This window comes from Agromyces sp. G08B096, from assembly GCF_040267705.1.
GTDB lineage: Bacteria > Actinomycetota > Actinomycetes > Actinomycetales > Microbacteriaceae > Agromyces.
Window position 1 is genome coordinate 1,733,664 of record NZ_CP158374.1, and the last position, 24,000, is coordinate 1,757,663.

Genomic DNA, 24,000 nt, shown 5'->3' on the forward strand with positions numbered 1-24,000 from the left:
GGACGTCAGCCCTCCGGGTCGGTCACGAAGTCGATGAGCTCCTCGACGCGGCCGAGGAGCGCCGGTTCGAGATCGCCGTAGCCGCGCACCTGCCCGAGGATGCGCTGCCACGCCCTCGCGATGTCGGCCTGCTCGGCGTGCGGCCATCCGAACGCGGCGCAGACGCCGTGCTTCCACTCGGTGCCGCGTGGGATCACCGGCCACGCCTCGCGCCCGACCCGCGCCGGCTTCACCGCCTGCCAGATGTCGATGAAGGGATGGCCCACCACCAGGACGTGCGCGCCGTGGCGGCCCCGGGCGACGCGTTCGGCGATGCGCTGCTCCTTCGAGCCCGGGACGAGGTGGTCGACGAGCACGCCGACGCGGCGTCCGCGGCCCGGAGCGAACTCGTCGAGCAGCTCCTCGAGACGGTCGACGCCCTCGAGGTACTCCACCACGACGCCCTCCACGCGCAGGTCGGCGCCCCAGATCTTCTCGACGAGCTCCGCGTCGTGCCGGCCCTCGACGAAGATTCGGCTCGGCAGCGCGACCTTCGCGCGCGAGGACTCGACCGCGAACGAACCCGACGCGGTGCGGAGGCGGCCGGCGGGAGCCGCAGCTGGAGCACCGGCGCGCGCCGGCGCGACGAGCCGCACGGGCTTCCCGTCGACGAGGAACCCGTGCCCCAGGGGGTACATCCGGCGCTTGCCGAACCGGTCCTCGAGCACCACGGTGCCCTTCTCGACCCCGACGACGGCTCCGCAGAAGCCGTCTGCGGCGAGCTCGACCACCACGTCGCGCTCGGCGGCGAGCTCGGGGATCTGCGTCCGCCCGCGTGCGCGCCAGTCACCGGCGAGCACGTCGGTGCCGTAGCGGTCGGGGCCGAAATCGTCGAATGTCGCGGGCACCGGACGAGGCTAACGGAAGTCCCGCGACCGGTGCGGCGCCGACACGGTGAGCGACTCGAACCGATCGGCGACGACGTTCACGACGCCGTCGCGACTGCGTTCGAGGATGCCCCGCACGATCATCGCGGGCGCCTCCCGGGCGATGCGGCGGTAGCGGTTCCACACCCCGACCCCGGCGATCACATTCACCGTGCCCGACTCGTCCTCGATGTTCAGGAACGTGATGCCCGAAGCCGTGGCCGGCCGCTGCCGGTGGGTCACCACCCCGCCCACCTCGATGCGGCGACCCGACTCGGCGTGGCGCAGCAGGTCGACCCGGATCACGCCGCGCTCGTCGAGCCGGTCGCGGATGTGCCGGATCGGATGATCGTCGGGGGAGATGCCGGTCGCCCACAGGTCGTAGACGACCTGCTCGGTCGGCGTCAGCATCGGCAGCAACGGCGGCTGCACGGCCACGACCGAGCCGGGCAGGTACTCCGCACGATCCTGCGCGGCCTCGCCGGCGAGCCACAGCGCCCGCCTCCGGTCGAGGCCGAACGACGCGAACGCCCCCGCGGCCGCGAGCGCCTCGAGCTCGGCCGCGTCGAGGCCGACCCGGCGCGAGACATCCGGCATGTCCCGGAACGGGCCGCCGCGCTCGCGCTCGGCGACGAGGCGCTCGGCGAGCGCGGTGCCGATCGAGGAGACGTCGGCGAGGCCGAGCCGCACGGCGAAGGCGGCGTCGCGGCGATGCTCGGCCGACCGGTCGGGCGCGTCGCGGTCGAAGTCGCCGACGGGTGGCTGCACCGGATCGGCGCAGCCGGGCAGGCCGCTCGGACCCTCGGGAGGCATCGATCCGCGTCCGCGGGAGGCATCCATCTCTGCCTCGGCGACCGGCTCGAGGCCCGCGTGCACGCCGGAGCGCTGGATGTCGGGGCGACGGACCTCCACACCGTGCCGCCTGGCGTCGGCGGTGAGCGTCTGCGGCGAGTAGAACCCCATCGGCTGAGCGCGGAGCAGCGCCGCGAGGAACGCGGCCGGATAGTGCAGCTTCAGCCACGAGCTGGCGTAGACGAGCAGCGCGAAGCTCAGCGCATGGCTCTCGGCGAAGCCGAAGTTCGCGAACGCCTGGATCTTGGCGTAGATCTCGTCCGCCGTCTGCGGGTCGATGCCGTTGCCCGCCATCCCGGCATACAGTCGCTCCTTCAGCGTCTCGATGCGCTCGACCCCCCGCTTGGAGCCCATCGCGCGGCGCAGCAGATCCGCGTCGGCCGGTGTGCAGTCGCCCACGGCGACCGCCATCTGCATGAGCTGCTCCTGGAACAGGGGGACGCCGAGCGTGCGCTCGAGCACCGGCACGAGCTTCGGATGCAGGTAGGACACGGGCTCCTCGCCGGTGCGCCGGCGGATGTAGGGATGCACCGCGCCGCCCTGCACCGGCCCAGGACGGATCAACGCGATCTCGACCACGAGGTCGTAGAACCGGCGCGGCTTCAACCGCGGCAGCGTGCCCATCTGCGCCCGCGACTCGACCTGGAACACGCCGATCGAATCGGCCCGGCAGAGCATGTCGTAGACCGCGGCTTCCTCCTTCGGCAGGTTCGCGAGCTCCCAGTCCTCGCCGGTCGTCTCGCGGATGAGGTCGAAGGTGTACTGCAGGGCGGCGAGCATGCCGAGCCCGAGCAGGTCGAACTTCACCAGCCCCATCCAGGCGCAGTCGTCCTTGTCCCATTGCAGGACGGTCCGGTGCTCCATGCGCGCATGTTCGATGGGCACCACCTCGCCCACCGGGCGGTCGGTCAGCACCATGCCGCCCGAGTGGATGCCGAGGTGGCGCGGGAAGGTGAGCACCTGCTCGGCGAGCTCGACGACGGGCGCGGGGATGTCGTGGTCGTCGGTCTCGACCACCGCCCCCCAGCGTTCGACCTGACGCGACCAGGCATCCTGCTGACCCGCGGAGTAGCCGAGCGCCTTCGCCATGTCGCGCACCGCGGCCTTCGGCCGGTAGCTGATGACGTTCGCGACCTGCGCGGCATTCTGGCGGCCGTACTTGGCGTAGACGTACTGGATGATCTCCTCGCGGCGGTCGGAATCGAAGTCGACGTCGATGTCGGGCTCCTCGTCGCGGAGGGCCGACAGGAACCGTTCGAACGGCAGCCGGTAGAAGATCGAGTCGACCGCGGTGATGCGCAGCACGTAGCAGACCGCCGAGTTCGCGGCCGAGCCCCGACCCTGGCAGAGGATGCCTCGCCGCCTGGCCTCGTGCACGAGGTCGTGGACGATGAGGAAATAGCCGGGGAAGTCCTTCTGCTCGATGACGTCGAGCTCCTGCTGGAGGCGCTCCCTGACGTGATCGGGCACGCCGGGGTAGAGCTCGTCGGCGCCCCGCCAGACGAGCTCGCGCAGCCAGCTCATGGGCGTGTGCCCCTCGGGCACCTGCTGCCTGGGCAGCTTCGGCCTCGCGCTGCGCAGCCGGAACCCGAGGTCGGCCGCGAGGTCGACCGTGCGCGACACGGCGCCGGGGTAGCGGGCGAAGCGGGCCGCCATCTCGGCGCCCGAGCGCAGGTGGAGCCCGTCGGAGGCGGGCAGCCAGCCGTCGAGCTCGTCGAGGCTGCGGCGGGCGCGCACCGCGGCGAGCGCCTGCGCGAGCCGGTGCTCGGGCGGCGTCGCGTAGTGCACGGCGTTCGTCGCGATGACGGGCAGCCCCGCGCGGGCGGCGAGGTCGGCGAGGAGGTCGTTGGCCGGCTGATCGCCGGGGTGGCCGTGGTCGAACAGCTCGACGGCCACCTGCTCGGGGCCGAACACGGCGGTCAGGCGGTCGAGCTCACGCCTGGCGCCGTCGGCGCCCTCCGCGGCGAGCGCCCGGCGCACCGCGCCCTTCCGGCAGCCGGTCGGCACGAGCCAGTGCCCGCCAGCCCGTTCGGCGAGCTCCTCGAGGTCGTACACCGGGCGCCCTTTCTCGCCGCCCGCGAGCTGGCCGGCGGTGATCGCCGCCGCGAGGCGGTGGTATCCCTCCTCCTGCCTGGCGAGGACGAGCAGGTGGTCGCCTTCGGGGTCGGCCTCGCCCATCTGGGGCCGGCTGAGCCCGAGCGAGAGCTCGGCGCCGAAGACCGTGGCGAGCTCGGGGAAGCTCTCGGCGGCCTCGGCGAAGCGCACGATGCCGTAGAAACCGTCGTGGTCGGTGATCGCGAGCCCGGTGAGGCCGAGGCGGTGCGCCTCCTCGACGAGCTGCTCGGGCATCGAGGCTCCGTCGAGGAAGCTGAACGCCGAGTGCGCGTGCAGTTCGGCGTAGGGGACGACCGGGCCTTCGACCGGCGGCAGGTCGGCCGACGGCTTGTACGGGTGGCGCTTCCGGCTCCAGGCCGGGCTGTCCCCGCCGTCGGCGATGAGCCGGCCGCCCGGTCCCACGTCGGGCCGGCGGCGGTCGGAGAGCTGGCGTTCGAGCTCCGACCACGGGATCTCGGGGTTGTTCCATCCCATCAGCGCGTCCCTCCCATCAGTCGTACTTCGCCTCCGCCTGCCACCCGTCGGCGTCGCGCACGAGCAGCCAGGCGACGCCGTCGGCGTCGATGATCTGGAACCGGTGCACGCGGCGGGCCCGATCGGCGTCCCACCAGTGCTCGACGACCGGCCAGGGCCCCGCCCAGGCCTGCACGGGCCGCGGTCGCCCGCCGGCGAGGGCGAACCCGGCGGGTGCCGCGGAGACGGTGCCGCGTTCGTCGATCGCGACCGCCGTGCCGGCGTCGTCGACGAGGAGCACGGCGGGCCGGTCGCGGAACACGCTCGCCGGCGCGAGCGCGGGCAGGCTGCCCGGCCACGGCGCCTCGACCCGGTCGGGTGCCCGGTCGCCCCACGGCACGAGCACCTGCCGGTCGGCGAGGAGGCGCCCGCCGCCGACGGCGGGGGTGACGACCGCGTCGTGGCCGAGCATGCTCTGCACGCGGGTGAGGCCGTGGTGCACGCGTTCGTCGGGGCCGCCGCCCCAGAGGCCCTCCTCGTGGTTGCCGGTGGAGTCGAGCCGTTCGGGCACCACCCGTACGCGCACCACCGGCGAGGCGAGACCCGCATCGGCCGTGCCGGTGCCCTGCAGCTGCCACCGGATCCGGTCGACCACGTCGGCGACGGTGAACCAGCGGGGGTGCAGCCAGGCCCGGCTGGAGTGTCCGCCCCGTTCGTCGTCGAGTTCGACGCGGATCGCGGTGCAGACCAGGCGGACGTTCCGCATGCGGTCGATGAACTCCTCCGCGCGGACGCGGAACGCGAACGCGAGCTGGTCGACGCGGTCGATCGGCGGCTCGAACTCCTGCTCGACCGCGAACTCGGGCGGCGGTGTGCGCGGAGCCACCCGGGTGGCCTCGCGCCCGGAGGCGAGGTCGTGCGCGAACGCGCCGGCCGCCCCGAACCGGCGGCGGACGTCGGCCTCCGGCAGCGCCGCGAACTCGCCGAGGGTGGCGACGCCGAGCCGCTTCAACAGGGTCGCCGTGCGCGGATCGACCACCAGCCGCACCGGCAGCGGCGCGAGGAATGCGGCGGATGCGCCGTCGGGCACGATGCCGATGGGGGAGCCCTTGGTGCCCCGTGCGGCCTGCTCGGCGGCGAACGGGCCGTCGGCGATGCCCACCCGGGCCTGCGGGACTCCGGCCGCCGCGGCGGTCTCGAGCAGCGCCGCGGCGGCCGCCTGCTCGCCGCCGTAGTACCGCACGGGACCCCGGGCGCGCATGGCGAGCGTGCCCGGCCGAATGAGCTGCAGCCCGGGCACCGCCTCTTCGATGCGGCGCACCACGGGTTCGAACGCGCGCGCGTCGAGGGCGGCGTCGTAGGCCAGCACGACGAGGGCCGGGCAGCGCAGCTGCGCCTCCCGGAGCCTCAGCCCTCGTGCGACGCCGTCGCGGCGGGCCGCGGCGGAACAGGCGAAGACGAGACCGCCGTCGGTGAGCGCTACGGGGGCGTCGTCCTCGAGGCCGTGTTCGCGCATGGCGGCGAACACGGGCCAGTCGGGACACCACAGCACGATGGTGCGGGTCGGCGCGGTCATCCGGCCCGCCGGAAGTCGACGTGCCGCACCTCGCCGAGCGGGGCGGCGGTCGGGTCTGGGGCGACCGAGGCCCCGAGGGCGCGGTCGGGCAGCCTGAGCCGGGCCCGCATGACCCGCCCGAGCCCGCCGTGGCCGCCGGCGCTGACGAGCACCTCGCGTTCGGCGAGGGCGCCGTGCCCGCGATCGAGCCCGCTCCAGGAGCTCTCGCCCACCTCGAGCACGGTATCGGCGCCCGGCCATGGGCCGGTGGAGACGAGCACGGTGCCGCGCTGGCGCAGCCGCGCCTGGAACCGGGATGCCTCGGCCGGCGCCAGCCGGCCCGCCGGCCGCACCGCGACGACGGGGATGACGTCGGCGAGGGCGGCGGCGACGGTGAGCCACTGCCGGCCCGGGTCTGGCACGAGCACGAGCCGGTCGAGGTCGATGCCGAGCCGGGCGGCCGCTTCGACGCCGAACTCGGGGATGCCGACCACCGCGACCCAGCGTCCGGCCGCGGACGGGCCGGCCAGCAGCGCCATGACGAGGCTCGTCGATCCGGCGGCCTGGACGACGGTGCCTTCGCGGAGGCTGCCGCCGGGCAGCACCGCGGTGAGCGCCGGATGCGTGGGGACGGCCCGGCTGTCGAGGCGTCTGGCCTCCATGCCGCGGATCCGCGACTGCAGCTCGCCCACCCGGTCGGACCGGGTCTCGGGGGAGTGCGGGGCGGTGAGCGTCACCGTTCCAGTTTCGAACACATGTTCGAATGCGGCAAGTCCGGTGCGCCATCCGTCCGGCGGGCGCCCGCAGGTCGACGAGGGTCTGCGACCTGCGACGACGACGGATGCCTCCGCCCCGAACCACCCCGGAAAACACGAAAGGCCGGATCTTCCGATCCGGCCTTTCGACACATCGTGCGCGAGGGGGGACTTGAACCCCCACGCCCTATACGGGCACTAGCACCTCAAGCTAGCGCGTCTGCCAATTCCGCCACCCGCGCGTGTGTCCGCCGCTGATCTCTCAGCGGCCGTAGAAGACATTAGCACGGTTTCGGAGGGGGTTTTGACCACTCGGGGCGCCCGGCCCCCGCGCTACCGTGGAGGCCATGGCCGAGGCATCCGTCACCCCCGACCCGACCGCGCTCGAGGAGACGGCGGCCATCGCCAGAGACCTCATCCGCATGGACACCACGAACTTCGGGGAGGGCCGCTCCAACGGCGAGCGGGAGGCCGCCGAGTACGTCGAGGCGCGGCTGCGCGGCCTCGGCCTCGAGCCCCGGATCTTCGAATCGGAGCCGGGCCGGGCGAGCGTCGTCGCCAGGGTTCCGGGGCGGAACCCGGCGAAGCCCGCGCTCGTGCTGCACGGTCATCTCGACGTCGTGCCGGCCGATGCCAGGAACTGGAGCGTCGACCCCTTCGGCGGCGAGATCCGCGACGGCATGCTCTGGGGCCGCGGCGCGGTCGACATGAAGGACATGGACGCCATGATCCTCACCGCGCTGGGCGACATCCTGGGGGAGGGGCGGCTGCCGGAACGCGAGCTCGTCGTGGCGTACTTCGCCGACGAGGAGGCGGGCGGCGTATACGGCGCGAGCCACCTCGTCGACCGGCATCCCGAGCTCTTCGCCGGCGCGACCGAGGCGATCAGCGAGGTCGGCGGCTACTCGATCACGGTCGGCGGACAGCGCGCCTACCTGCTGCAGACGGGGGAGAAGACCCTCATCTGGATCCGGCTCATCGCGCGCGGGGTCGCCGCCCACGGGTCCCGGCTCATCCGCGACAACGCGGTGACCCGCCTCGCCGCCGCCGTCGCGCGCCTCGGCGAGGTCGAGTGGCCCGTCCGGCTCACCGACACGACGGAGGAGCTGCTTCGCGAGATCGCCCGGGTCACGGGCGCCGACCCGACCGAGACCTCGCCCGACGAGCTCGCGCTCGCGACCGGCTCGGCGTCGGGCTTCATCACCGCCACGCTGCGAACCACGACGAACCCGACCGGACTCACCGCCGGCTACAAGCACAACGTCATCCCCGACCGGGCGGAGGCGCTCGTCGACATCCGGACCCTCCCCGGGGAGGAGGATGCCGTGCTCGACCAGGTGCGACGCCTCGTCGGCGAGGACGTCGAGATCGAGATCGTGCACCGCGACGTGGGGCTCGAGTCGCCCACGCCGGGGCCCCTCGTCGACGCCGTCCGGCGGAGCCTCGCGGCCCACGACCCCGGCGCACCGGTGTTCCCCTACCTGCTCTCCGGAGGCACCGACAACAAGTCGCTCAGCCGCCTCGGCATCCGCGGCTACGGCTTCGCGCCGCTGCGGCTGCCCGACCACCTCGACTTCCCGGCGATGTTCCACGGCGTGGACGAGCGGGTACCGCTGGACGCACTAGTCTTCGGAAGGCGGGTCCTGCGCGACCTGCTCCTCGACTACTGATCGCCCAGGCCGCGCTCGCGGCCGAGAGCGCCCTCCGCCGCGGCGGAGGCGGAAGGCGGAAGCTGCACCGTGATCGAAGCCCTCATCCTCGGCCTCGTCCAGGGACTCACCGAGTTCCTCCCGATCTCCTCGAGCGCCCACCTGCGCATCCTCGGGGAGTTCCTGCCGGGCGCGGAGGACCCGGGTGCGGCGTTCACGGCGATCACGCAGATCGGCACCGAAGCGGCGGTCGTCGTCTTCTTCTGGCGCGACATCGTGCGGATCATCTCGCACTGGTTCGGGTCGTTCACCGGCCGCGTGCCGCGCAACGACCCCGACGCCCGAATGGGCTGGCTGATCATCGTGGGCTCGATCCCGATCGTGGTGCTCGGCATCCTCTTCCAGGACCAGATCGAGACGACGTTCCGCTCGCTCTGGATCGTCGCGACGATGCTGATCGTCTTCGGCATCATCCTGGGCCTCGCCGACTGGGCCGGCAGCAAGGTCCGCACCCTCGACCAGCTCACGGTCGGCCACGGCGTCGTGTTCGGATTCGCGCAGGCGCTCGCGCTCATCCCGGGCGTCTCGCGGTCGGGCGGCTCGATCACCGCCGGGCTCCTGCTCGGGTACGAGCGGGCCGCGGCGGCGCGCTACGCGTTCCTGCTCGCCATCCCCGCCGTGTTCGGCTCGGGGTTCTACCAGCTGTTCAAGAGCTGGGGTGAGCCCTCGGTGTACGGCCCGCTGGAGACCGGCGCGGCGACACTGGTCGCGTTCGTCGTCGCGCTGCTCGTGATCGCGTTCTTCATGAGCTACATCTCGAAGCGCAGCTTCCTGCCCTTCGTGATCTACCGCATCGCGCTCGGCGGCCTCATCATGTGGCTGCTTGCCACGGGGGCCATCCAGCCGTAGGTCTGCGGCGCGGCCGCCACGGTCGGGACGCCCCGCAGGCGCGGCACCGGCAGATGGGATGCCGCGCGCTCAGCTCTCCCGCGGGCGCCACGGCTCGTCGCCGCCCGGCCCAGGGCGGCCGTCGGCACGCCCGTCGCCCGGCCGCCCGTCGCCGCGCCGGCGGAGGTAGCGCTCGAACTCGCGGGCGATGGCCTCGCCGCTGGCCTCGGGCGCGTCGACCGCGTCGCGCGCCTGCTCGAGCTGGGTGATGTACCCCGCCATCTCGTCGTCGTCGGCGGCGAGGGCGTCGACCCCGGCCTCCCACGCGGCGGCGTCGACCTCGAGGCTGCCCCGCGGGATGGAGAGGCCTGTGAGCTCCTCGAGCTTCGCGAGCAGCGCGAGCACCGCCTTCGGCGACGGCGCGTTGTGCACGTAATGCGGCACCGAGGCCCAGAGCGAGACCGTCGGGATGCCGGCGCGCTCGGCCTGGTCGGCCAGGACGCTGAGGATGCCGACGGGACCCTCGTAGGTCGATCGTTCGACGCCGAGCCCGTGGCGCACGTCGGGGTTGTCGCTCGAGGCGAACACCATCAGCGGCCGCGTGTGCGGCGCGTCGGCGAGCATGGCGCCGAGGAACACGATCGCCTGGATGTCGGCGGCGAGCGCCGCGTCGATGAGCTCGGCCGCGAACGACTTCCAGCTGCGCGCGGGCTCGGCGCCGAGGAGGACGTGCAGGCCGGGCGCACCGGGGCCGGTGACCGAGTCGGGGCCGTCGGGCGACGCGGGGCCCGGGCCGAGCAGGGCCGCGCCGGGCCATTCGATGCGGCGAGCGCCGTCGTCGCCCGTGACGACGGTCGGGCGGTTGAACTGGTAGTCGTAGTACAGCTCGGGGTCGATCGCCATGATCTCGACGAGGTCGAGCCGTTCGGCGAGCAGGCGTGCGGCGCTGGAGGCCGCCTCTCCGGCATCGTTCCAGCCTTCGAAGGCGACGACGAGGAGCCTGCCGCTCCCGAACCCGGTCGGCTGTTGCACGCCCTGCCCTGCTTCCCGCCCCGGGGCATCCGGGGTCTCCTCCCCACAATAGGCGGTGCCCGTAGACTTGCCCGTTGTGACCATGCGCCTTCCCGCCGCCGTCCTCTGGGACATGGACGGCACGATCGTCGACACCGAGCCCTACTGGATGGCCGCCGAGGTGGAGCTCTTCGCCTCGTACGGCATCGACTGGACCCATGAGGAGTCGATGCAGGTGGTCGGCATGGGGCTCTGGGAGGCGGCGGAGCTGTTCCGCCGGCGCGGGGTCGGCATGGCGGCCGACGACATCGTCGCGCACCTGACCGAGCAGGTCCGCCGACGGCTCGCCGATGACGGGGTGCCGTGGCGGCCGGGCGCGCGCGAGCTCCTCGAGGCGTTGCGCGAGGGGGGCGTGCCGACGGCGCTCGTCACGATGTCGATCCGCTCGATGGCCGAAGACGTCGTCCGGGCGATCCCGTTCGACGCGTTCGACGTGCTGGTGACCGGCGACGAGGTCGACGAGCCCAAGCCGCATCCCGAGCCGTACCTGCGGGCGGCGGAACTGCTCGGCGTCGATATCGCCGACTGCGTCGCGATCGAGGACTCGCCCGCGGGCGTCACCTCCGCGTCGGCGTCCGGAGCGCTCGCGCTCGGGGTGCCGAACATCCTCGACCTCCGCGGCGTCGCGTACGACGTGCTCTGGGACACCCTCGACGGCCGCAGCCCGGCCGACCTCGCCGCGCTCCTCGCCGATCGCCGGCGCGAGGCGGCCTCGGATGGGCCCGTATCGGATGCCTCTGCATCGGATGCCCCTGCATCGGATGCCTCCGCCACGGGCGAGGAGGTCTCGGCGTGAGCGCGGGGCGCGGCGAGCGCAGCGGGCCGTTCCGCGCGGGCGACCGGGTGCAGCTGACCGGCCCGAAGGGCCGGATGCACACCATCACGCTCGAACCGGGCAAGTTGTTCCACTCGCACAAGGGACCGATCGCGCACGACGACCTCATCGGCCTGCCCGACGGGTCCGTCGTGGCCAACCAGGTGGGCATCGAATACCTGGCCCTCCGGCCGCTGCTCAGCGATTTCGTGATGTCGATGCCGCGTGGCGCGGCGATCGTGTACCCGAAGGACGCCGCGCAGATCCTCGCGCAGGCCGACGTCTTCCCGGGCGCCACGGTCGTCGAGGCCGGGGTCGGTTCCGGGGCGCTCTCGCTCTGGCTGCTGCGCGCCATCGGCCCGGCGGGCCGCCTGCTCTCGTTCGAGCGGCGGGAGGAGTTCGCCGAGGTCGCGCGCGGCAACGTCGAGACCTTCCACGGTGCGGTGCCCGAGAACTGGTCGATCACGCTGGGCGACCTCGCCGACACGCTGCCCGAGACCACCGAGCCCGCCTCGGTGGACCGGGTCGTGCTCGACATGCTCGCCCCGTGGGAGGTGCTGCCCGCCGTTTCGGAGGCGCTGAAGCCCGGCGGCGTCGTGCTCTGCTACGTGGCGACGGTGACCCAGCTCTCGCGGGTGGCCGAGGCCATCCGCGCCACCGGGTCGTACACCGAGCCGGTCGCGAACGAGACGATGGTGCGCGGCTGGCATGTGCAGGGCCTCGCCGTGCGGCCCGATCACCGCATGATCGCCCACACCGGCTTCCTGCTCACCGCGCGCCGGCTGGCACCCGGCACCGTGCTGCCCGAGCTGAAGCGCCGGCCGTCGAAGACGGAGTTCAGCGAGGAGGACGTCGAGGCCTGGACGCCGGGTGCGCTCGGCGAGCGGGCCGTGAGCGAGAAGGCGCTGCGCAAGCGCGTGCGCCAGGCGGGCACCGCAGCCGCGCTGGCCCGTGACGAGCCCTCCGGCGAAGCCCGGTAGGCTTTCATCGCCCGTTCCGCGTCCCCGCTCATGAATCGAGGATCAGTGCGTTCGTCTCTCGCGCTCATCGCCACCGCAGGCCTCGTGGCCGTCGCCCTGACGGGCTGCGCCCAGACCCCCGCGCCTGAGGCGGCGTCCGGCGGCTCCTCAGACGTCATCGAGGTGTCAGGCGACTTCGGCAAGACGCCTCGCGTGGACTTCCCGACCCCGGTGTCGCCCGAGGAGACGCAGTGCACCGAGATCATCGCGGGGGAGGGCGACCGCGTCGTCGCCGGTCAGCAGACCCTCGTCGGGTACGCCGTCTACAACGGCGCCACCGGAGACAAGATCCAGGCGACCGGCTTCGGCGACGAAGACCCCGTGCCGCTGCTCGTCAGCGATAAGACTCTGCCCGGTCTCGCGAAGGGGCTCACCTGCGCCCGTGAAGGCTCGCGGGTCGCCGTCGTGGTGCCGCCGGCCGACGCTTTCGGTGACGAGGGCAACGCGGCGCTCGGCGTCGACGGCGACACGAGCCTCGTCTTCGTCGTCGACGTGCAGCGCACGTTCCCGCTCCGCGCGGACGGCGCACCGCGGCTGACTCGCGACGGATTCCCGGCGGTCGTGCTCGCGCCCGACGGCCGGCCCGGCATCACGGTGCCGAAGGCGGAGCCGTCGGGCCAGACCGAGGTCGAGGTGCTGCGCGAGGGCTCGGGCGAAGTCGTCGAGTCGGGCGACCAGGTCGTCGTGCACTACACGGGCGTCCTCTGGGAGGACGGCACTGTCTTCGACTCGTCCTGGGAGAAGGGCGGGCCGACCAGTTTCATCGTCGCCGACGGCGAAGGCTCCCAGGTCGTCCCGGGCTTCTCCAAGGCGATCATCGGTCAGAAGGTCGGTTCGCAGGTCGGCGTCATCGTCGCCCCCGAAGACGGCTACGGCGCCGACGGCAACGGTTCGACGATCCGGGGTGACGCCACCCTGTTCTTCGTCATCGACATCCTGGGCGTGCTCTGACCGCCGGCCCCCGGGCCGGGGCGACGACCGGCGGACGACGCGGCGCAGCGCCCACCCCGGCGCGCACTAGGATCGCACCTGTGGGTGAGGGCGGGGAGCAGCCGGAGCGCCGGGCGAAGCCGGTGCCGGCCGTCGACCGGCAGTTCAGCCTCGTCCTGGCGCTGCTGGCCACCGAGGCCGGTCTGCTGAAGAGCGAGATCCTCTCGAGCGTGCGCGGGTACGCCGAGAAGTACGTCGAGGGCGGCCGCAACGACAACCTCGAGCGGCAGTTCGAACGCGACAAGGACGCGATCCGCGACCGCGGCATCCCGCTCGAGACGATCGAGTCGCCCGACCGTCCGGGCGACAACCAGTCGCTGCGCTACCGCATCCCGAAGGGGCGGTATGAGCTGCCCGAGTCGGTGCGGTTCACTCCCGACGAGCTCGCGCTGCTGGGTCTCGCGGCTGAGGTGTGGCGCGAGGCATCCCTCTCCGACGACTCGCAGCGCGCCCTGACGAAGCTCCGCGGACTCGGCATCGAGCCGCGCGAGCCCGTCATCGGCTACGCGCCGCGGCTGCGGGTGCGCGACGCCGCCTTCGAGCCGCTGCGTCGCGCACTCGACCGCCGTCAGACGGTGCGCTTCCGCTACTTCAAGCCGGGCTCGGCCGAGCCGCGTCCTCGCACCGTGGACCCCTACGCCGTGGTGCTGCACGAGGGGCGCTGGCACGTGCACGGCTACGACCACGGCGTCGCGGCCCCCCGCACCTTCCTGCTCTCCCGGATCACCGGCCCCGTCGAGCCCGTCGCCGGATCGACGTTCGACGCGCCCGAGGCGGGCATCCAAGACCGCGTGCTCGCCGACCTCGAGGCGCTCAGGCTGGCGAACGCGGCCGACCTGGCCGTCAGCGCGGGCAGCGACGCCGAGGTGCGTCTCGGGCGGCGCGCGGTGCTGCGCGACGAGGACGCGGGCGTCATCCGCCTGCACTACACGGATGCCGCGGTCTTCGCCGACGAGCTCGCCGGCTTCGGCCCGGAGGTCCGCGTGCTCGCGCCGGCGTCGCTCGCCGACGCGGTGCGCGAGCGACTGGCCCGCGTCGTCGCGGCGCACTGCGACGGGAGCGTGGACTGATGGCCCAGCAGCGCGGACGCGCGCCCGACCAGCTCGTCTTCCTCCTCTCGCTCGTGCCCTACCTGCTCGAGCAGCGGGTCGTGGATGTGCCGACGGCGGCGGCGCACTTCGGCGTCGCGGAATCCGAGCTGCGCGACGCCGTGCGGCTCATCGCGACGTCGGGTCTGCCAGGCGCCACCGGCACGTACCAGGCCAACGACCTGTTCGACATCGACTGGGACGCGTTCGACGACGACGATGTGATCGTGATCGTGCACCACGTCGCGATCGACGACGCACCGCGGTTGTCGTCGCGCGAGGCCGCCGCGCTCATCGCCGGGTTGCAGTACCTGTCGTCGACGCCCGAGAACGCGGGCCGGGCGCAGCTGGACGCGCTGCTCGCGAAGCTCACCGCCGGCGCCTCGGCGACGCCGATCAGGCTCGCGGTCGCCGAGACCGAATCGGATGCCGCGCTCACCGTCGCCCGCCGTGCGGTCACCGAGGGTCGTCAGCTCGAGTTCGACTACCGCAACGCGCTGGGGGAGCGGAGCCGTCGCCGGGTCGATCCCCTGCGGATCGCCTCGCTCGGCGCGGACTGGTATCTGCAGGCGTACGACCACCTGCGCGAGGACTTCCGCAACTTCCGCGTCGACCGGATGAGCGACCTCGTCGTGAGCGAGCAGCCCATCGACGACCACAGCGACCGCGAGGTTCCCGAGGCGCTGTTCCACGGTTCCGAGACCGACCTCGACGTCGTCGTCGATGTCGCGCCCGACGCCCTGCCCCTCATCGCCGACTACCTCGCCGACTCCAGCCAGGAGGAGGTCGACGGACGGCTCCGGGTGACGCTCAGGGTCGCGCACTTCCACGGACTCAAGCGGCTCGTCGCCGGGCTGCCCGGGCTCGTGACCGTCGTGGCGCCGGCTGAGGCGCGAGCCGTCGTCGCCGACTGGGCGCAGGCCGGGCTCGAGGGCTACGGCGACGGCGAGGCATCCGTCCCGGGGCGCTGAGTCGCGACCCGGGCGACCGGCTAGACTGTGGTCACCATCCCCACTGAGCATTGGACGAATACCCATGTGGCAAGGCTTCACCGGTTGGCATGCGCTGATCATCCTCGTGGTCATCCTGCTGCTGTTCGGCGCGCCGAAGCTCCCCGCCCTTGCGCGCAGCCTCGGCCAGTCGATGAAGATCCTGAAGACCGAGGTCCGCTCCGACAAGGGCGACGGCGACACCGGTGACGACACGGCCGCGGGCAAGGGCGCTGCGACGGTCTCGTCCGAGGAGAAGCCGAAGACGGCCGGGAGCACGGACTCCGGCACGAACGCCTGACCGGCGTGACCGCGGTGAAGGATCGCGGTGAGAAGAACCGCGAGAAGCGGATGTCGCTCGCCGCGCACCTGCTCGAGCTGCGCAACCGGCTCTTCATCTCGGCGACGGCCATCGTCGTCGGCATGGTCGTGGGCTGGATCCTGACGGACCTCTTCGTCTGGGAGGCCATTCAGGAGCCGGTGCAGCGGGTCGCCGAGGCGCGCGGCGACGATGTCGAGACGGCGATCGTCTTCCCGACGATCGCCAGTGCGTTCGACCTGCGCCTGCAGATCGCGTTCACGCTCGGCATCGTCATCTCCGCGCCGGTGTGGCTCTACCAGATCTTCGCGTTCCTGGTGCCGGGGCTGAACCAGCGCGAGCGCAAGTTCACGCTCGGGTTCTTCCTGTCCGCCATCCCGCTGTTCTTCGCCGGCTGTGCAGCGGGCTGGTTCGTGCTGCCGAACATCGTCAAGCTGCTGACGTCGTTCGTGCCCGAGGGGGCGATGTCGCTGCTGACCGCTCGCGAGTACATCGACTTCGTGCTGAAGCTCGTCCTCGCCATCGGCATCGCATTCGTGGTGCCCGTGTTCATCGTCCTGCTGAACTTCGCGGGCGTCCTCAGCGCGGCGTCGATCATCAAGAGCTGGCGGGTCGCGATCCTCGTGATCGTGCTGTTCACCGCGCTGGCCACGCCGTCGGCCGACGTCGTCTCGATGTTCATCCTCGCCATCCCCATGATCGGGTTGTACTTCGCCGCCTGGGGGGTCGCTGTCCTGCACGACCGTCGCCTCGAGCGCCGCCAGCGCGAGGAGTTCGGCGCGGCGCTGACCTGATGGGCGGCGCCCGCGCCACCGCTGTCTAGGCTGGGGACATGAGCCTCAGTCCGGCGGAACGTTATGCGCTCTCCCGTCAGCAGCGCCGGCAGCCGAGACTCGCGGAGTTCGCCGCCGAGCAGCGGTTCGACCTCGACGAGTTCCAGCGGGCGGCCTGCGCGTCGCTCGACGAGGGCCGGAGCGTGCTCGTGGCCGCCCCCACGGGCGCCGGCAAGACCGTCGTCGCCGAGTTCGCGGTGTATCTCGCGATGCAGTCGGCCGGCGACAAGGTCTTCTACACGACCCCGATCAAGGCGCTGTCGAACCAGAAATACCAGGAGTTCGCCGACCGGTGGGGCGCCGACCAGGTGGGCCTGCTCACCGGCGACACGAACATCAACTCGGGCGCCCGCATCGTCGTGATGACCACCGAGGTGCTGCGGAACATGCTCTACGCCGACTCCCCGCTCCTCGATCGGCTCGCCGTCGTCGTGATGGACGAGGTGCACTACCTCGCCGACCGCTTCCGCGGTGCGGTCTGGGAGGAGGTCATCATCCACCTTCCCGAGGCCGTGCGGCTGGTGTCGCTGTCCGCGACGGTGTCGAACGCCGAGGAGTTCGGCGACTGGCTCCAGGCCGTCCGCGGCGACACCGACGTCATCGTGTCCGAGGAGCGCCCGGTGCCGCTCGAGCAGCACGTCCTCGTCCGGCAGAAGCTCATCGACCTGTTCGACTCGAGCGGCCAGGCCGCGACCCACCGGGTCAACCCTGAGCTGCAGCAGCTCGCACGCTCGGGTGCCCGCTCCCTCGGGACGAGGTCGCAGCGCGGTCGCCGCGGCGGCGACCGGGGGCGGTACCACCGCGCCGATCAGGGCGCGCGGATGGATCGCCCTGAGGTGATCGCGATGCTGCAGGCCAAACACCTCCTGCCCGCGATCGTCTTCATCTTCTCCCGGGCGGGCTGCGACCAGGCGGTCCGCCAGGTGCTGCGCAGCGGCATCCGCCTCACCGACGCGGTGGAGCGCGAGGAGATCCGGCAGGTCGTCGAAGCCCGGGCCCGACTGCTCCGCGACGAGGATCTCGCGGTGCTCGGTTACTGGGAGTGGCTCGAGGGACTCGAGCGGGGCGTCGCCGCCCACCACGCGGGCATGCTTCCGGCCTTCAAGGAGATCGTCGAGGAGCTCTTCCAGGCGAAGCTGCTGAAGGTGGTCTTCGCGACCGAGACGCTCGCGCTCGGCGTCAACATGCCCGCGCGCTCGGTCGTGCTGGAGAAACTGGAGAAGTTCAACGGCGAGGCACGCGTGCCGATCACGCCGGGGGAGTACACGCAGCTCACCGGTCGCGCGGGCCGTCGCGGGATCGATGTCGAGGGGCACTCGGTGATCGCCTGGGCCGACGGCCTCGACCCCGAAGCGGTCGCCTCGCTCGCCTCCCGCCGGAGCTACCCGCTGAACTCGAGCTTCAAGCCGACCTACAACATGGCGGTGAACCTCATCGACCAGTTCGGGCGCGAGCGCACCCGCCAGGTGCTGGAGCTCTCGTTCGCCCAGTTCCAGGCAGACCGCGCCGTCGTCGATCTCGCCCGCACCCTGCGGAAGCAGGAGGACTCGATGGCCGGCTACGAGCAGTCGATGCAGTGCCACCTCGGCGATTTCGGCGAGTACTTCGGGCTGCGCCGGCGGATCGCCGACCTCGAGCGCCAGATGGCGAAAGGCAACCCGCCCCACGGACAGCGGGAGCGCCTGCAACGCGAGCTGAACGGCGTGCGGAAAGCGATGCGCGCGCACCCCTGCCACGGCTGCGCCGAGCGGGAGGCGCATGCCCGGTGGGCCGAGCGCTGGTGGCGGCTGAAGAAGGAGCACGACCAGCTGCAAGGCCAGATCCGGAGCCGGACCGGCCAGGTCGCGAAGCGGTTCGACCGGGTCACCGAGGTGCTCGAGCAGCTCGGCTACCTCGAGCGCGACGACCGCGGCGAGCTCGTCTCGAGCTCGGCTGGGCGCATCCTGAAGCGGATCTACGGGGAACGTGACCTGCTGGTGGCCGAATGCCTCCGCCGGGGCATGTGGGAGGGCCTCGACTCGGCCGGGCTCGCCGCCATGGCGGCCGCGCTGGTCTACGAACCCCGCCGCGACGACCGCGGGGTCGAGTACCGGCTCCCGAAGGGACGCTTCCGCTCCGCGCTCGAACGGACGACCGATGCGTGGGCGGTGCTCGACGACCTCGAGCGCGACCACCGGCTCGCGGGCAGCGAGGCTCCGTCACCCGCGCTCGCGCAGGCCATGTGGTCGTGGGCCCGCGGCGCGGGCCTCGGCACCGTGCTCGACGACACCGACCTCGCCGCGGGCGACTTCGTGCGCCTGACGAAGCAGGTCATCGATCTGCTCGACCAGATCTCGATCGTCGCCGACGCCGAGCTGAGTGCGACCGCGCGCGCCGCGATCGACGGAGTGCGTCGCGGCGTCGTGATCGACGGCGCGGTGGCCTGAGTCGCTCGTGCGGCCACGCGTGCGGCGGCGCTGCCGACCTCGCTTAGGCTGAACGTCGTGCCCGAGTACCCCCGCCCTCTTCTGCCGTGGTGGGCCGCCGCCCCGGTCGCCGTGCTCGCCGGGTTCGTCTACGACTGGGGCTTTCCCGACATCGGCATCTGGCCCTTCGCGTTCGCCGGCATCGCGCTCGTGCTGCTCGCCCAGATCGGCCGCTCGGCCTGGGGCGGGCTCCTCATCGGCTACCTGTTCGGCGCGACGTTCTACCTCGTGCACGTCGAGTGGACGAGCCGGTACCTCGGTCCGGTGCCGTGGCTCGCGCTCTCGCTCTTCGAAGCGGTGTTCGTCGCGCTCGGGGGGCTCGCCATCACCCTGGCCTACCGGTGGCTTCCCCGCGCCGCGAGCGGACGCTGGATGCGGCTCGTGGCACTGCCCGCCCTCGTCGCCGGCCTCTGGACCACTCGTGAGCTCGCGATCGGCACGGTGCCCTACGGCGGCTTTCCGTGGGCGCGAGCGGCGCACAGCCAGTCGCTGAGCCCGTTCGCGGAGACCGTGTCGTGGGTGGGGCAGCTCGGGCTCAGCTTCCTGATGGTCTTCATCGCCGCGGCCCTCATCGAGTGGGCCCGCGTCGGCGCGTGGCGTGACCTCAGGACCGCGCTTCCCGCCCTCCTCGCGATCGTCGTCGGCATGGTCCTGCCCGCGTGGCCGACGAGCGCGGGCGAAAACCTCCGCGTCGCTAGCGTGCAGGGGAACGGCCCGGCCGGCTACTTCGACGAGCGCGAGCGCGGCGATGTCCTGCGCAGCCAGCTCGAGGCGACCGCCCCTGTCCTCGACGAGGACGGCATCGACGTGCTGCTGTGGCCCGAGGGCTCCGTCGACATCGACCCGACGCGCGACCCGGCCACTGCCGCCACGCTCGACCGGCTCGCGGGCCGGCTCGACGGGGCGCCGCTCGTGGTGAACACCGTGACGGTCGACGGCGATGACGAAGACGCCCGCTTCTACAACACCTCGCTCCTCTGGGAGGAAGGCGAGGGGGCGGTCGACCGCTATTCGAAGCGGCATCCGGTGCCGTTCGGCGAGTACATCCCCGACCGCGACTTCTACATGCTCTTCGCCCCCGACCTGATCTCGCTCGTGCAGCGCGGATACTCACCGGGCACCGACGCGCCCGTCTTCGACCTCGGCGACGCGATCGCCGGACTCGCCATCTGCTTCGACGTCATCTACGACGACGTCATCTGGCAGGGCGCGCGCGAGGGAGCCGAGGTCTACCTCCTGCAGACCAACAACGCCGACTTCCGGAACACGGACGAAAACCTCCAGCAGCTCGCGATCGCGCGACTCCGGGCGATCGAGACCGGGCGGTCGGTGGTGAACATCTCGACGGTCGGCACGAGCCAGGTCATCGAGGCCGACGGACGCACGATCGACGCGCTGCCCGCCGACGAGCCCGGCGCCATGGTGACGGACGTGACGCTCCGCACCGGCCTCACCCCGGCGGTCGTGCTGGGGGAGTGGATCCCGGGGGTCATCGCGTCGGGGTCACTGGCGGGCCTGGTGCTCTGCGGCGTGCTGGCGCGGCGCCGGCGGACCGCAGTGTCCGCGGACGAGGCCCCCACGGTCTGACGCCTCCGTCGTCCGAGGTCATCGCCGACGGCGACAAGAACGCCGGCTCGGAGCATCCGAGCCGGCGTCGACGGTGGGCGTGGGTCAGGCGGACTTCTGCGTCTGTCCCCGGCGCGCCCGCAGCCACTGCAGGCGCTCCTCGAGGAGCTCCTCGAGCTCGGGGATGGTGCGACGCTCGAGCAGCATGTCCCAGTGGGTGCGCGCGACCTTCTCACCCGAACGGTCGACCTCGACTGGCTTCTGGTCGACCAGCAGGGTCGCGTTGTGACCGCAGAAGCGGCACTCCCAGGTGTCGGGGATCTCGGCCTCGGTCGAGAAGGTCATCACGGTGTCGCGGCCGCAGTCGGCACAGCGGTAGGTGTACTCCGCGCGATCCGCGAACACCACGCCGTCTTCGCTCTGCAGGCTCTGCGCCCCGATTCGCATTCCGCGAAGGCTTCGGTCTGCCATAACGGCTCCTCTCGATCGTCTACAGGTATAAACGATCAAGCTGGACATTCCCTTGCCGCCCGCTGATGGTTTCGCGGGGGATTCTCAGCTTCGTGCTCGGATGAGCGGAAGTGCGAGGTCGGCGCGATCGGTGACGAGGCCGTCGACGCCGAGCGCGAGCAGGCGACGCATGTCGTCGGGGTCGTTCACCGTCCACACGTGCACCTCGGCACCGGCCGCGTGCGCCAGAGCGATGAGCGGGGGAGTGACCACGCGCAGTGCGCCGGCACGCTCGGGCACCTGCAGCGCCTGTGCACCCGCCAACGCCCGGACCATGGCGCCCTTCCGACCGAGCGGTGCCGCGAACACGGCCCGGACCACGCCGCCACGACCGGCCGAGGTCGCGACGCCAGGAACCGCAGTCGCGAGTCGCCGGCGTCGTCGGTCGGAGAAGCTCGTGAGCAGGACCCGCCCGGCGGACCCGGTACGCCGCACCGCGGCGACCGTGGCCTCGACGGCCGCCTCCACCTTGACGTCGATGTTGAACCGCAGCGTCGGGAACGCGTCGAGGGCCTCCTCGAGCGTCGCGAAGCCGGCTCCCGCCCCCAGGTCGACCGCCCGGAGCTCATCCATCGTGAGTGCGCTCACCGGCACCTCGTCTCCGGCGACTCGCGCCAGCGTGGGGTCATGCGCGATCGCCGCCACGCCGTCACGACTGAGATGCACGTCGGTCTCGACGTACTCGGCGCCCACGGCACGTGCCGCCTCGAACGCGGGCAGGGTGTTCTCGGGCGCCTCGAGCGCCAGTCCGCGATGCGCGAGCACTCGCGGGGACGCCGGCTCGAAGTACCCCGATGCCACGGGATCTCTACGCCGACGGCCGCTCGCCGCCCGGCGCCTCAGTGGCGTTCGGACCCGAAGCCGTCGCCGAGCCCGGCGCCGCCCTCGGAACCGGGCCGGGCGTGAACGCGCGGCCGATGCCCTTCAGCGCCTCCGTCAGCTCGCTCGGCACGATCCACAGCTTGTTGGCCTGACCCTGCGCGAGCTGCGGAAGCGTCTGCAGATACTGGTACGCGAGCAGCTTCGGGTCGGCGTCGCCCTCGTGGATGGCGCGGAACACGGTCTGAATCGCCTCCGCCTCGCCCTGGGCGCGGAGCACCGCCGCCTTCGCGTCGCCCTCCGCGCGGAGGATCTCGGCCTGCCGGAGGCCCTCGGCTTCGAGGATCGCCGACTGCTTGGTGCCCTCCGCGGTGAGGATCGCGGCGCGGCGGTCCCGCTCGGCGCGCATCTGCTTCTCCATCGAGTCCTGGATGGACACGGGCGGATCGATCGCCTTGAGCTCGACCCGCGAGACGCGGATGCCCCACTTGCCGGTGGCCTCATCGAGCACGATGCGGAGCTGTCCGTTGATGTTGTCGCGGCTCGTGAGCGCCTCTTCGAGGTTCAGCCCGCCCACGACGTTGCGGAGCGTCGTCGTGGTCAGCTGCTCCACCGCGCCCAGGTAGTTCGCGATCTCGTAGGTCGCCGCGCGGGCGTCGGTGACCTGGAAGTAGACGACGGTGTCGATCGAGACGACGAGGTTGTCTTCGGTGATCACCGGCTGCGGCGGGAAGGACACCACCTGCTCGCGCATGTCGACGAGCGGACGGAGCCGGTCGATGAAGGGCACGAGCACGTTCAGACCCGGCGTGAGCGTCTTGTGATAGCGGCCGAGCCGCTCCACGACGCCCGAGTACGCCTGGGGGATGATCCGGATCGACCGCGCCAGGACGACGATGACGAAGATGACGATCGCGATGACGACGATCGTCACGATGATCGTGGACAGGTCGATCACTGGGGAGTGCTCCTCTCAACCGGAACGACGACGGCCGTCGCCCCGTCGATGCCCGTGACGAGGACCTTCTCGCCGACCGCGACATCCGCCTGTTCGGTGATGGGGGAGAGCCTGGCCGTCCAGACGTCCCCGTTCTGCAATTTCACCTGACCGCCCGCGCCGGTGACGGTCCGCACGACCTGGCCGTCGATGCCGATGAGCGCGTCGATGTTGCTGCGAGCCGGATCGCCCCCGCGCCTGAGCCTTCGGAGCAGCGGCGGTCGCAGGACCAGGATCAGCGCGACGGCGACGAGCGCGGCGATGACGAACTGCGCGTACCACGGGATGCCGAACAGACCCGAGAGCAACCCGGCGACACTGCCGAGCGCGAGCATCAGGAACGTCATCTCGAGCGTGAACACCTCGATCGTCGCGAACGCGAGGATCAGCACCAGCCAGACGATCCAGGCGTACTGGGTCAGCACATCCAATATCCGTCTCCTTCGAACGCGCCCCCTTTCGAACCTAGCAGTGCAAGGCCCGTCCGCGGGAGGTTGATAGGGTCGGTTGGTCATCGGCCCGGCGCCCGGCCGCGGCCTCCACGCAACGAGGAGCACCATCGTGACCACCCCACTCGCCCCCGGTTCGCTCGCCGGCCGCGTCGCCCTCGTCACGGGGTCCTCGCGCGGCATCGGCGCGGACACCGCCCGGTACCTCGCCGGAGCGGGCGCCGCCGTCGTCATCAACTACCGCAGCAAGGCGCCCCGCGCCGAGAAGGTCGTCGCCGAGATCGAGGCTGCGGGCGGGCGCGCGATCGCCGTGGGCGCCGACCTCACCGACCCGGCCTCGGTCGCGGAGATGTTCGCGCGTGCCGAGCAGGAGTTCGGCAAGCTCGACCTCCTCGTGCTGAACGCCTCGGGCGGCATGGAGACCGGCATGGGCGAGGACTACGCCATGCGCCTGAACCGCGACGCGCAGGTGAACGTCGTCGACGGGGCACTCCCGCACCTCGCGCAGGGCGCACGCATCGTCTTCGTCACGAGCCATCAGGCGCACTTCATCCGCACGACGCCGACGATGCCCGAATACGAGCCGGTCGCGCTGTCCAAGCGCGCGGGCGAGGACGCGCTGCGCGAACGGCTGCCCGAGTTGGAGGCCGCCGGCGTCGAGTTCGTGGTGGTCTCAGGTGACATGATCGAGGGCACCATCACGGCGACCCTGCTCGAGCGCGCGAACCCCGGCGCGATCGAGGCGCGCAAGCAGGACGCCGGCCGCCTCTACAACGTGGCCGAGTTCGCCGCGGAGGTCGCTCTGGCCGCCGTCGAGCCGGTGCCGGCCGACCACACCCGCTACGTGGGCGACATCTCGGGCTTCCGCCCGGCGTCGCTCGACTGACCTCCGTACGAGC

At 72.1% G+C, this 24,000-nt stretch carries 21 protein-coding genes and 1 tRNA gene; 12 read left to right on the forward strand and 10 right to left on the reverse strand.

The genetic code is table 11. The annotated features are described in order from the left end of the window. Nucleotides 1-5 precede the first annotated feature (5 nt). The 5 genes from ABIQ69_RS08405 to ABIQ69_RS08425 all read right to left on the reverse strand — a co-directional run bounded on the left by ABIQ69_RS08405 (nt 6) and on the right by ABIQ69_RS08425 (nt 6,877). Nucleotides 6-887, reverse strand: coding sequence for a DUF3097 domain-containing protein (locus ABIQ69_RS08405; protein ID WP_350349905.1), 882 nt, complete (start codon nt 885-887; stop codon nt 6-8). Nucleotides 888-896: 9 nt separating this feature from the next. After that, nucleotides 897-4,346, reverse strand: a complete 3,450-nt coding sequence (locus ABIQ69_RS08410) for an error-prone DNA polymerase (RefSeq protein ID WP_350349906.1) — start codon at nt 4,344-4,346, stop codon at nt 897-899. Nucleotides 4,347-4,362: 16 nt separating this feature from the next. Continuing rightward, nucleotides 4,363-5,901 (reverse strand): DNA polymerase Y family protein, encoded by a 1,539-nt coding sequence (locus tag ABIQ69_RS08415; protein WP_350349907.1) that lies wholly within the window; start codon nt 5,899-5,901, stop codon nt 4,363-4,365. After that, the gene (locus ABIQ69_RS08420) at nt 5,898-6,617 is read right to left on the reverse strand and encodes a hypothetical protein (protein ID WP_350349908.1); all 720 of its coding nucleotides are present in this window, start codon (nt 6,615-6,617) and stop codon (nt 5,898-5,900) included. The genes ABIQ69_RS08415 and ABIQ69_RS08420 overlap by 4 nt, the downstream gene beginning before the upstream one ends. 175 nt (nt 6,618-6,792) lie before the next feature. Then, nucleotides 6,793-6,877 (reverse strand) — tRNA-Leu (locus ABIQ69_RS08425). Nucleotides 6,878-6,982: 105 nt separating this feature from the next. On the opposite strand from ABIQ69_RS08425, the gene ABIQ69_RS08430 reads away from it, so the two are divergent. Both ABIQ69_RS08430 and ABIQ69_RS08435 read left to right on the forward strand, forming a co-directional pair. Continuing rightward, nucleotides 6,983-8,305 carry a M20/M25/M40 family metallo-hydrolase gene (locus ABIQ69_RS08430; protein WP_350349909.1) on the forward strand — a complete coding sequence of 441 codons (1,323 nt, stop codon included), beginning with the start codon at nt 6,983-6,985 and terminating at the stop codon, nt 8,303-8,305. 69 nt (nt 8,306-8,374) lie between these two features. After that, a complete protein-coding gene (locus ABIQ69_RS08435) occupies nt 8,375-9,193 on the forward strand; it encodes an undecaprenyl-diphosphate phosphatase (protein ID WP_350349910.1) in 819 nt (272 codons plus the stop codon). 69 nt (nt 9,194-9,262) lie between these two features. Here ABIQ69_RS08435 and ABIQ69_RS08440 read toward each other — a convergent pair whose 3' ends face one another. Further along, the gene (locus ABIQ69_RS08440) at nt 9,263-10,204 is read right to left on the reverse strand and encodes a PAC2 family protein (protein WP_350349911.1); all 942 of its coding nucleotides are present in this window, start codon (nt 10,202-10,204) and stop codon (nt 9,263-9,265) included. 82 nt (nt 10,205-10,286) lie between these two features. On the opposite strand from ABIQ69_RS08440, the gene ABIQ69_RS08445 reads away from it, so the two are divergent. The 9 genes from ABIQ69_RS08445 to lnt all read left to right on the forward strand — a co-directional run bounded on the left by ABIQ69_RS08445 (nt 10,287) and on the right by lnt (nt 20,347). Beyond that, complete coding sequence (locus ABIQ69_RS08445; protein WP_350349912.1) at nt 10,287-11,039, forward strand: HAD family phosphatase; 753 nt, start codon at nt 10,287-10,289, stop codon at nt 11,037-11,039. Further along, nucleotides 11,036-12,037 carry a tRNA (adenine-N1)-methyltransferase gene (locus ABIQ69_RS08450; protein WP_350349913.1) on the forward strand — a complete coding sequence of 334 codons (1,002 nt, stop codon included), beginning with the start codon at nt 11,036-11,038 and terminating at the stop codon, nt 12,035-12,037. The genes ABIQ69_RS08445 and ABIQ69_RS08450 overlap by 4 nt, the downstream gene beginning before the upstream one ends. Before the next feature lie 45 nt (nt 12,038-12,082). Beyond that, nucleotides 12,083-13,027: an FKBP-type peptidyl-prolyl cis-trans isomerase gene (locus ABIQ69_RS08455; protein ID WP_350349914.1), complete on the forward strand. Its 945-nt coding sequence runs from the start codon at nt 12,083-12,085 to the stop codon at nt 13,025-13,027. Nucleotides 13,028-13,107: 80 nt separating this feature from the next. After that, on the forward strand, nt 13,108-14,136 hold the full coding sequence (locus ABIQ69_RS08460; RefSeq protein WP_350349915.1) for a WYL domain-containing protein: 1,029 nt from the start codon (nt 13,108-13,110) through the stop codon (nt 14,134-14,136). After that, the gene (locus ABIQ69_RS08465; RefSeq protein ID WP_350349916.1) at nt 14,136-15,125 is read left to right on the forward strand and encodes a WYL domain-containing protein; all 990 of its coding nucleotides are present in this window, start codon (nt 14,136-14,138) and stop codon (nt 15,123-15,125) included. Before ABIQ69_RS08460 ends, ABIQ69_RS08465 begins: the two co-directional genes overlap by 1 nt. 64 nt (nt 15,126-15,189) lie before the next feature. Further along, nucleotides 15,190-15,444 (forward strand): twin-arginine translocase TatA/TatE family subunit, encoded by a 255-nt coding sequence (gene tatA, locus ABIQ69_RS08470; protein ID WP_350349917.1) that lies wholly within the window; start codon nt 15,190-15,192, stop codon nt 15,442-15,444. A gap of 50 nt (nt 15,445-15,494) precedes the next feature. Next, entirely contained in the window at nt 15,495-16,256 is a 762-nt protein-coding gene (gene tatC, locus ABIQ69_RS08475; RefSeq protein WP_350349992.1) for a twin-arginine translocase subunit TatC, read from the forward strand. Between the two features lie 38 nt (nt 16,257-16,294). Beyond that, complete coding sequence (locus ABIQ69_RS08480) at nt 16,295-18,721, forward strand: DEAD/DEAH box helicase (RefSeq protein ID WP_350349918.1); 2,427 nt, start codon at nt 16,295-16,297, stop codon at nt 18,719-18,721. 57 nt (nt 18,722-18,778) lie between these two features. Further along, the gene (lnt, locus tag ABIQ69_RS08485; protein ID WP_350349919.1) at nt 18,779-20,347 is read left to right on the forward strand and encodes an apolipoprotein N-acyltransferase; all 1,569 of its coding nucleotides are present in this window, start codon (nt 18,779-18,781) and stop codon (nt 20,345-20,347) included. Between the two features lie 84 nt (nt 20,348-20,431). Here the strand turns inward: lnt and ABIQ69_RS08490 are convergent, their stop codons facing one another. The 4 genes from ABIQ69_RS08490 to ABIQ69_RS08505 form a co-directional block, all read right to left on the reverse strand. Next, entirely contained in the window at nt 20,432-20,797 is a 366-nt protein-coding gene (locus ABIQ69_RS08490) for an RNA polymerase-binding protein RbpA (protein WP_350349920.1), read from the reverse strand. Nucleotides 20,798-20,881: 84 nt separating this feature from the next. Next, nucleotides 20,882-21,637 (reverse strand): glycerophosphodiester phosphodiesterase family protein, encoded by a 756-nt coding sequence (locus ABIQ69_RS08495; RefSeq protein WP_350349921.1) that lies wholly within the window; start codon nt 21,635-21,637, stop codon nt 20,882-20,884. A gap of 7 nt (nt 21,638-21,644) precedes the next feature. After that, nucleotides 21,645-22,613, reverse strand: a complete 969-nt coding sequence (locus ABIQ69_RS08500) for an SPFH domain-containing protein (protein WP_350349922.1) — start codon at nt 22,611-22,613, stop codon at nt 21,645-21,647. Continuing rightward, nucleotides 22,610-23,077 (reverse strand): NfeD family protein, encoded by a 468-nt coding sequence (locus tag ABIQ69_RS08505; RefSeq protein ID WP_350349993.1) that lies wholly within the window; start codon nt 23,075-23,077, stop codon nt 22,610-22,612. The genes ABIQ69_RS08500 and ABIQ69_RS08505 overlap by 4 nt, the downstream gene beginning before the upstream one ends. A 136-nt stretch (nt 23,078-23,213) precedes the next feature. On the opposite strand from ABIQ69_RS08505, the gene ABIQ69_RS08510 reads away from it, so the two are divergent. After that, nucleotides 23,214-23,987: an SDR family oxidoreductase gene (locus ABIQ69_RS08510; protein ID WP_350349923.1), complete on the forward strand. Its 774-nt coding sequence runs from the start codon at nt 23,214-23,216 to the stop codon at nt 23,985-23,987. Nucleotides 23,988-24,000: the final 13 nt, after the last annotated feature.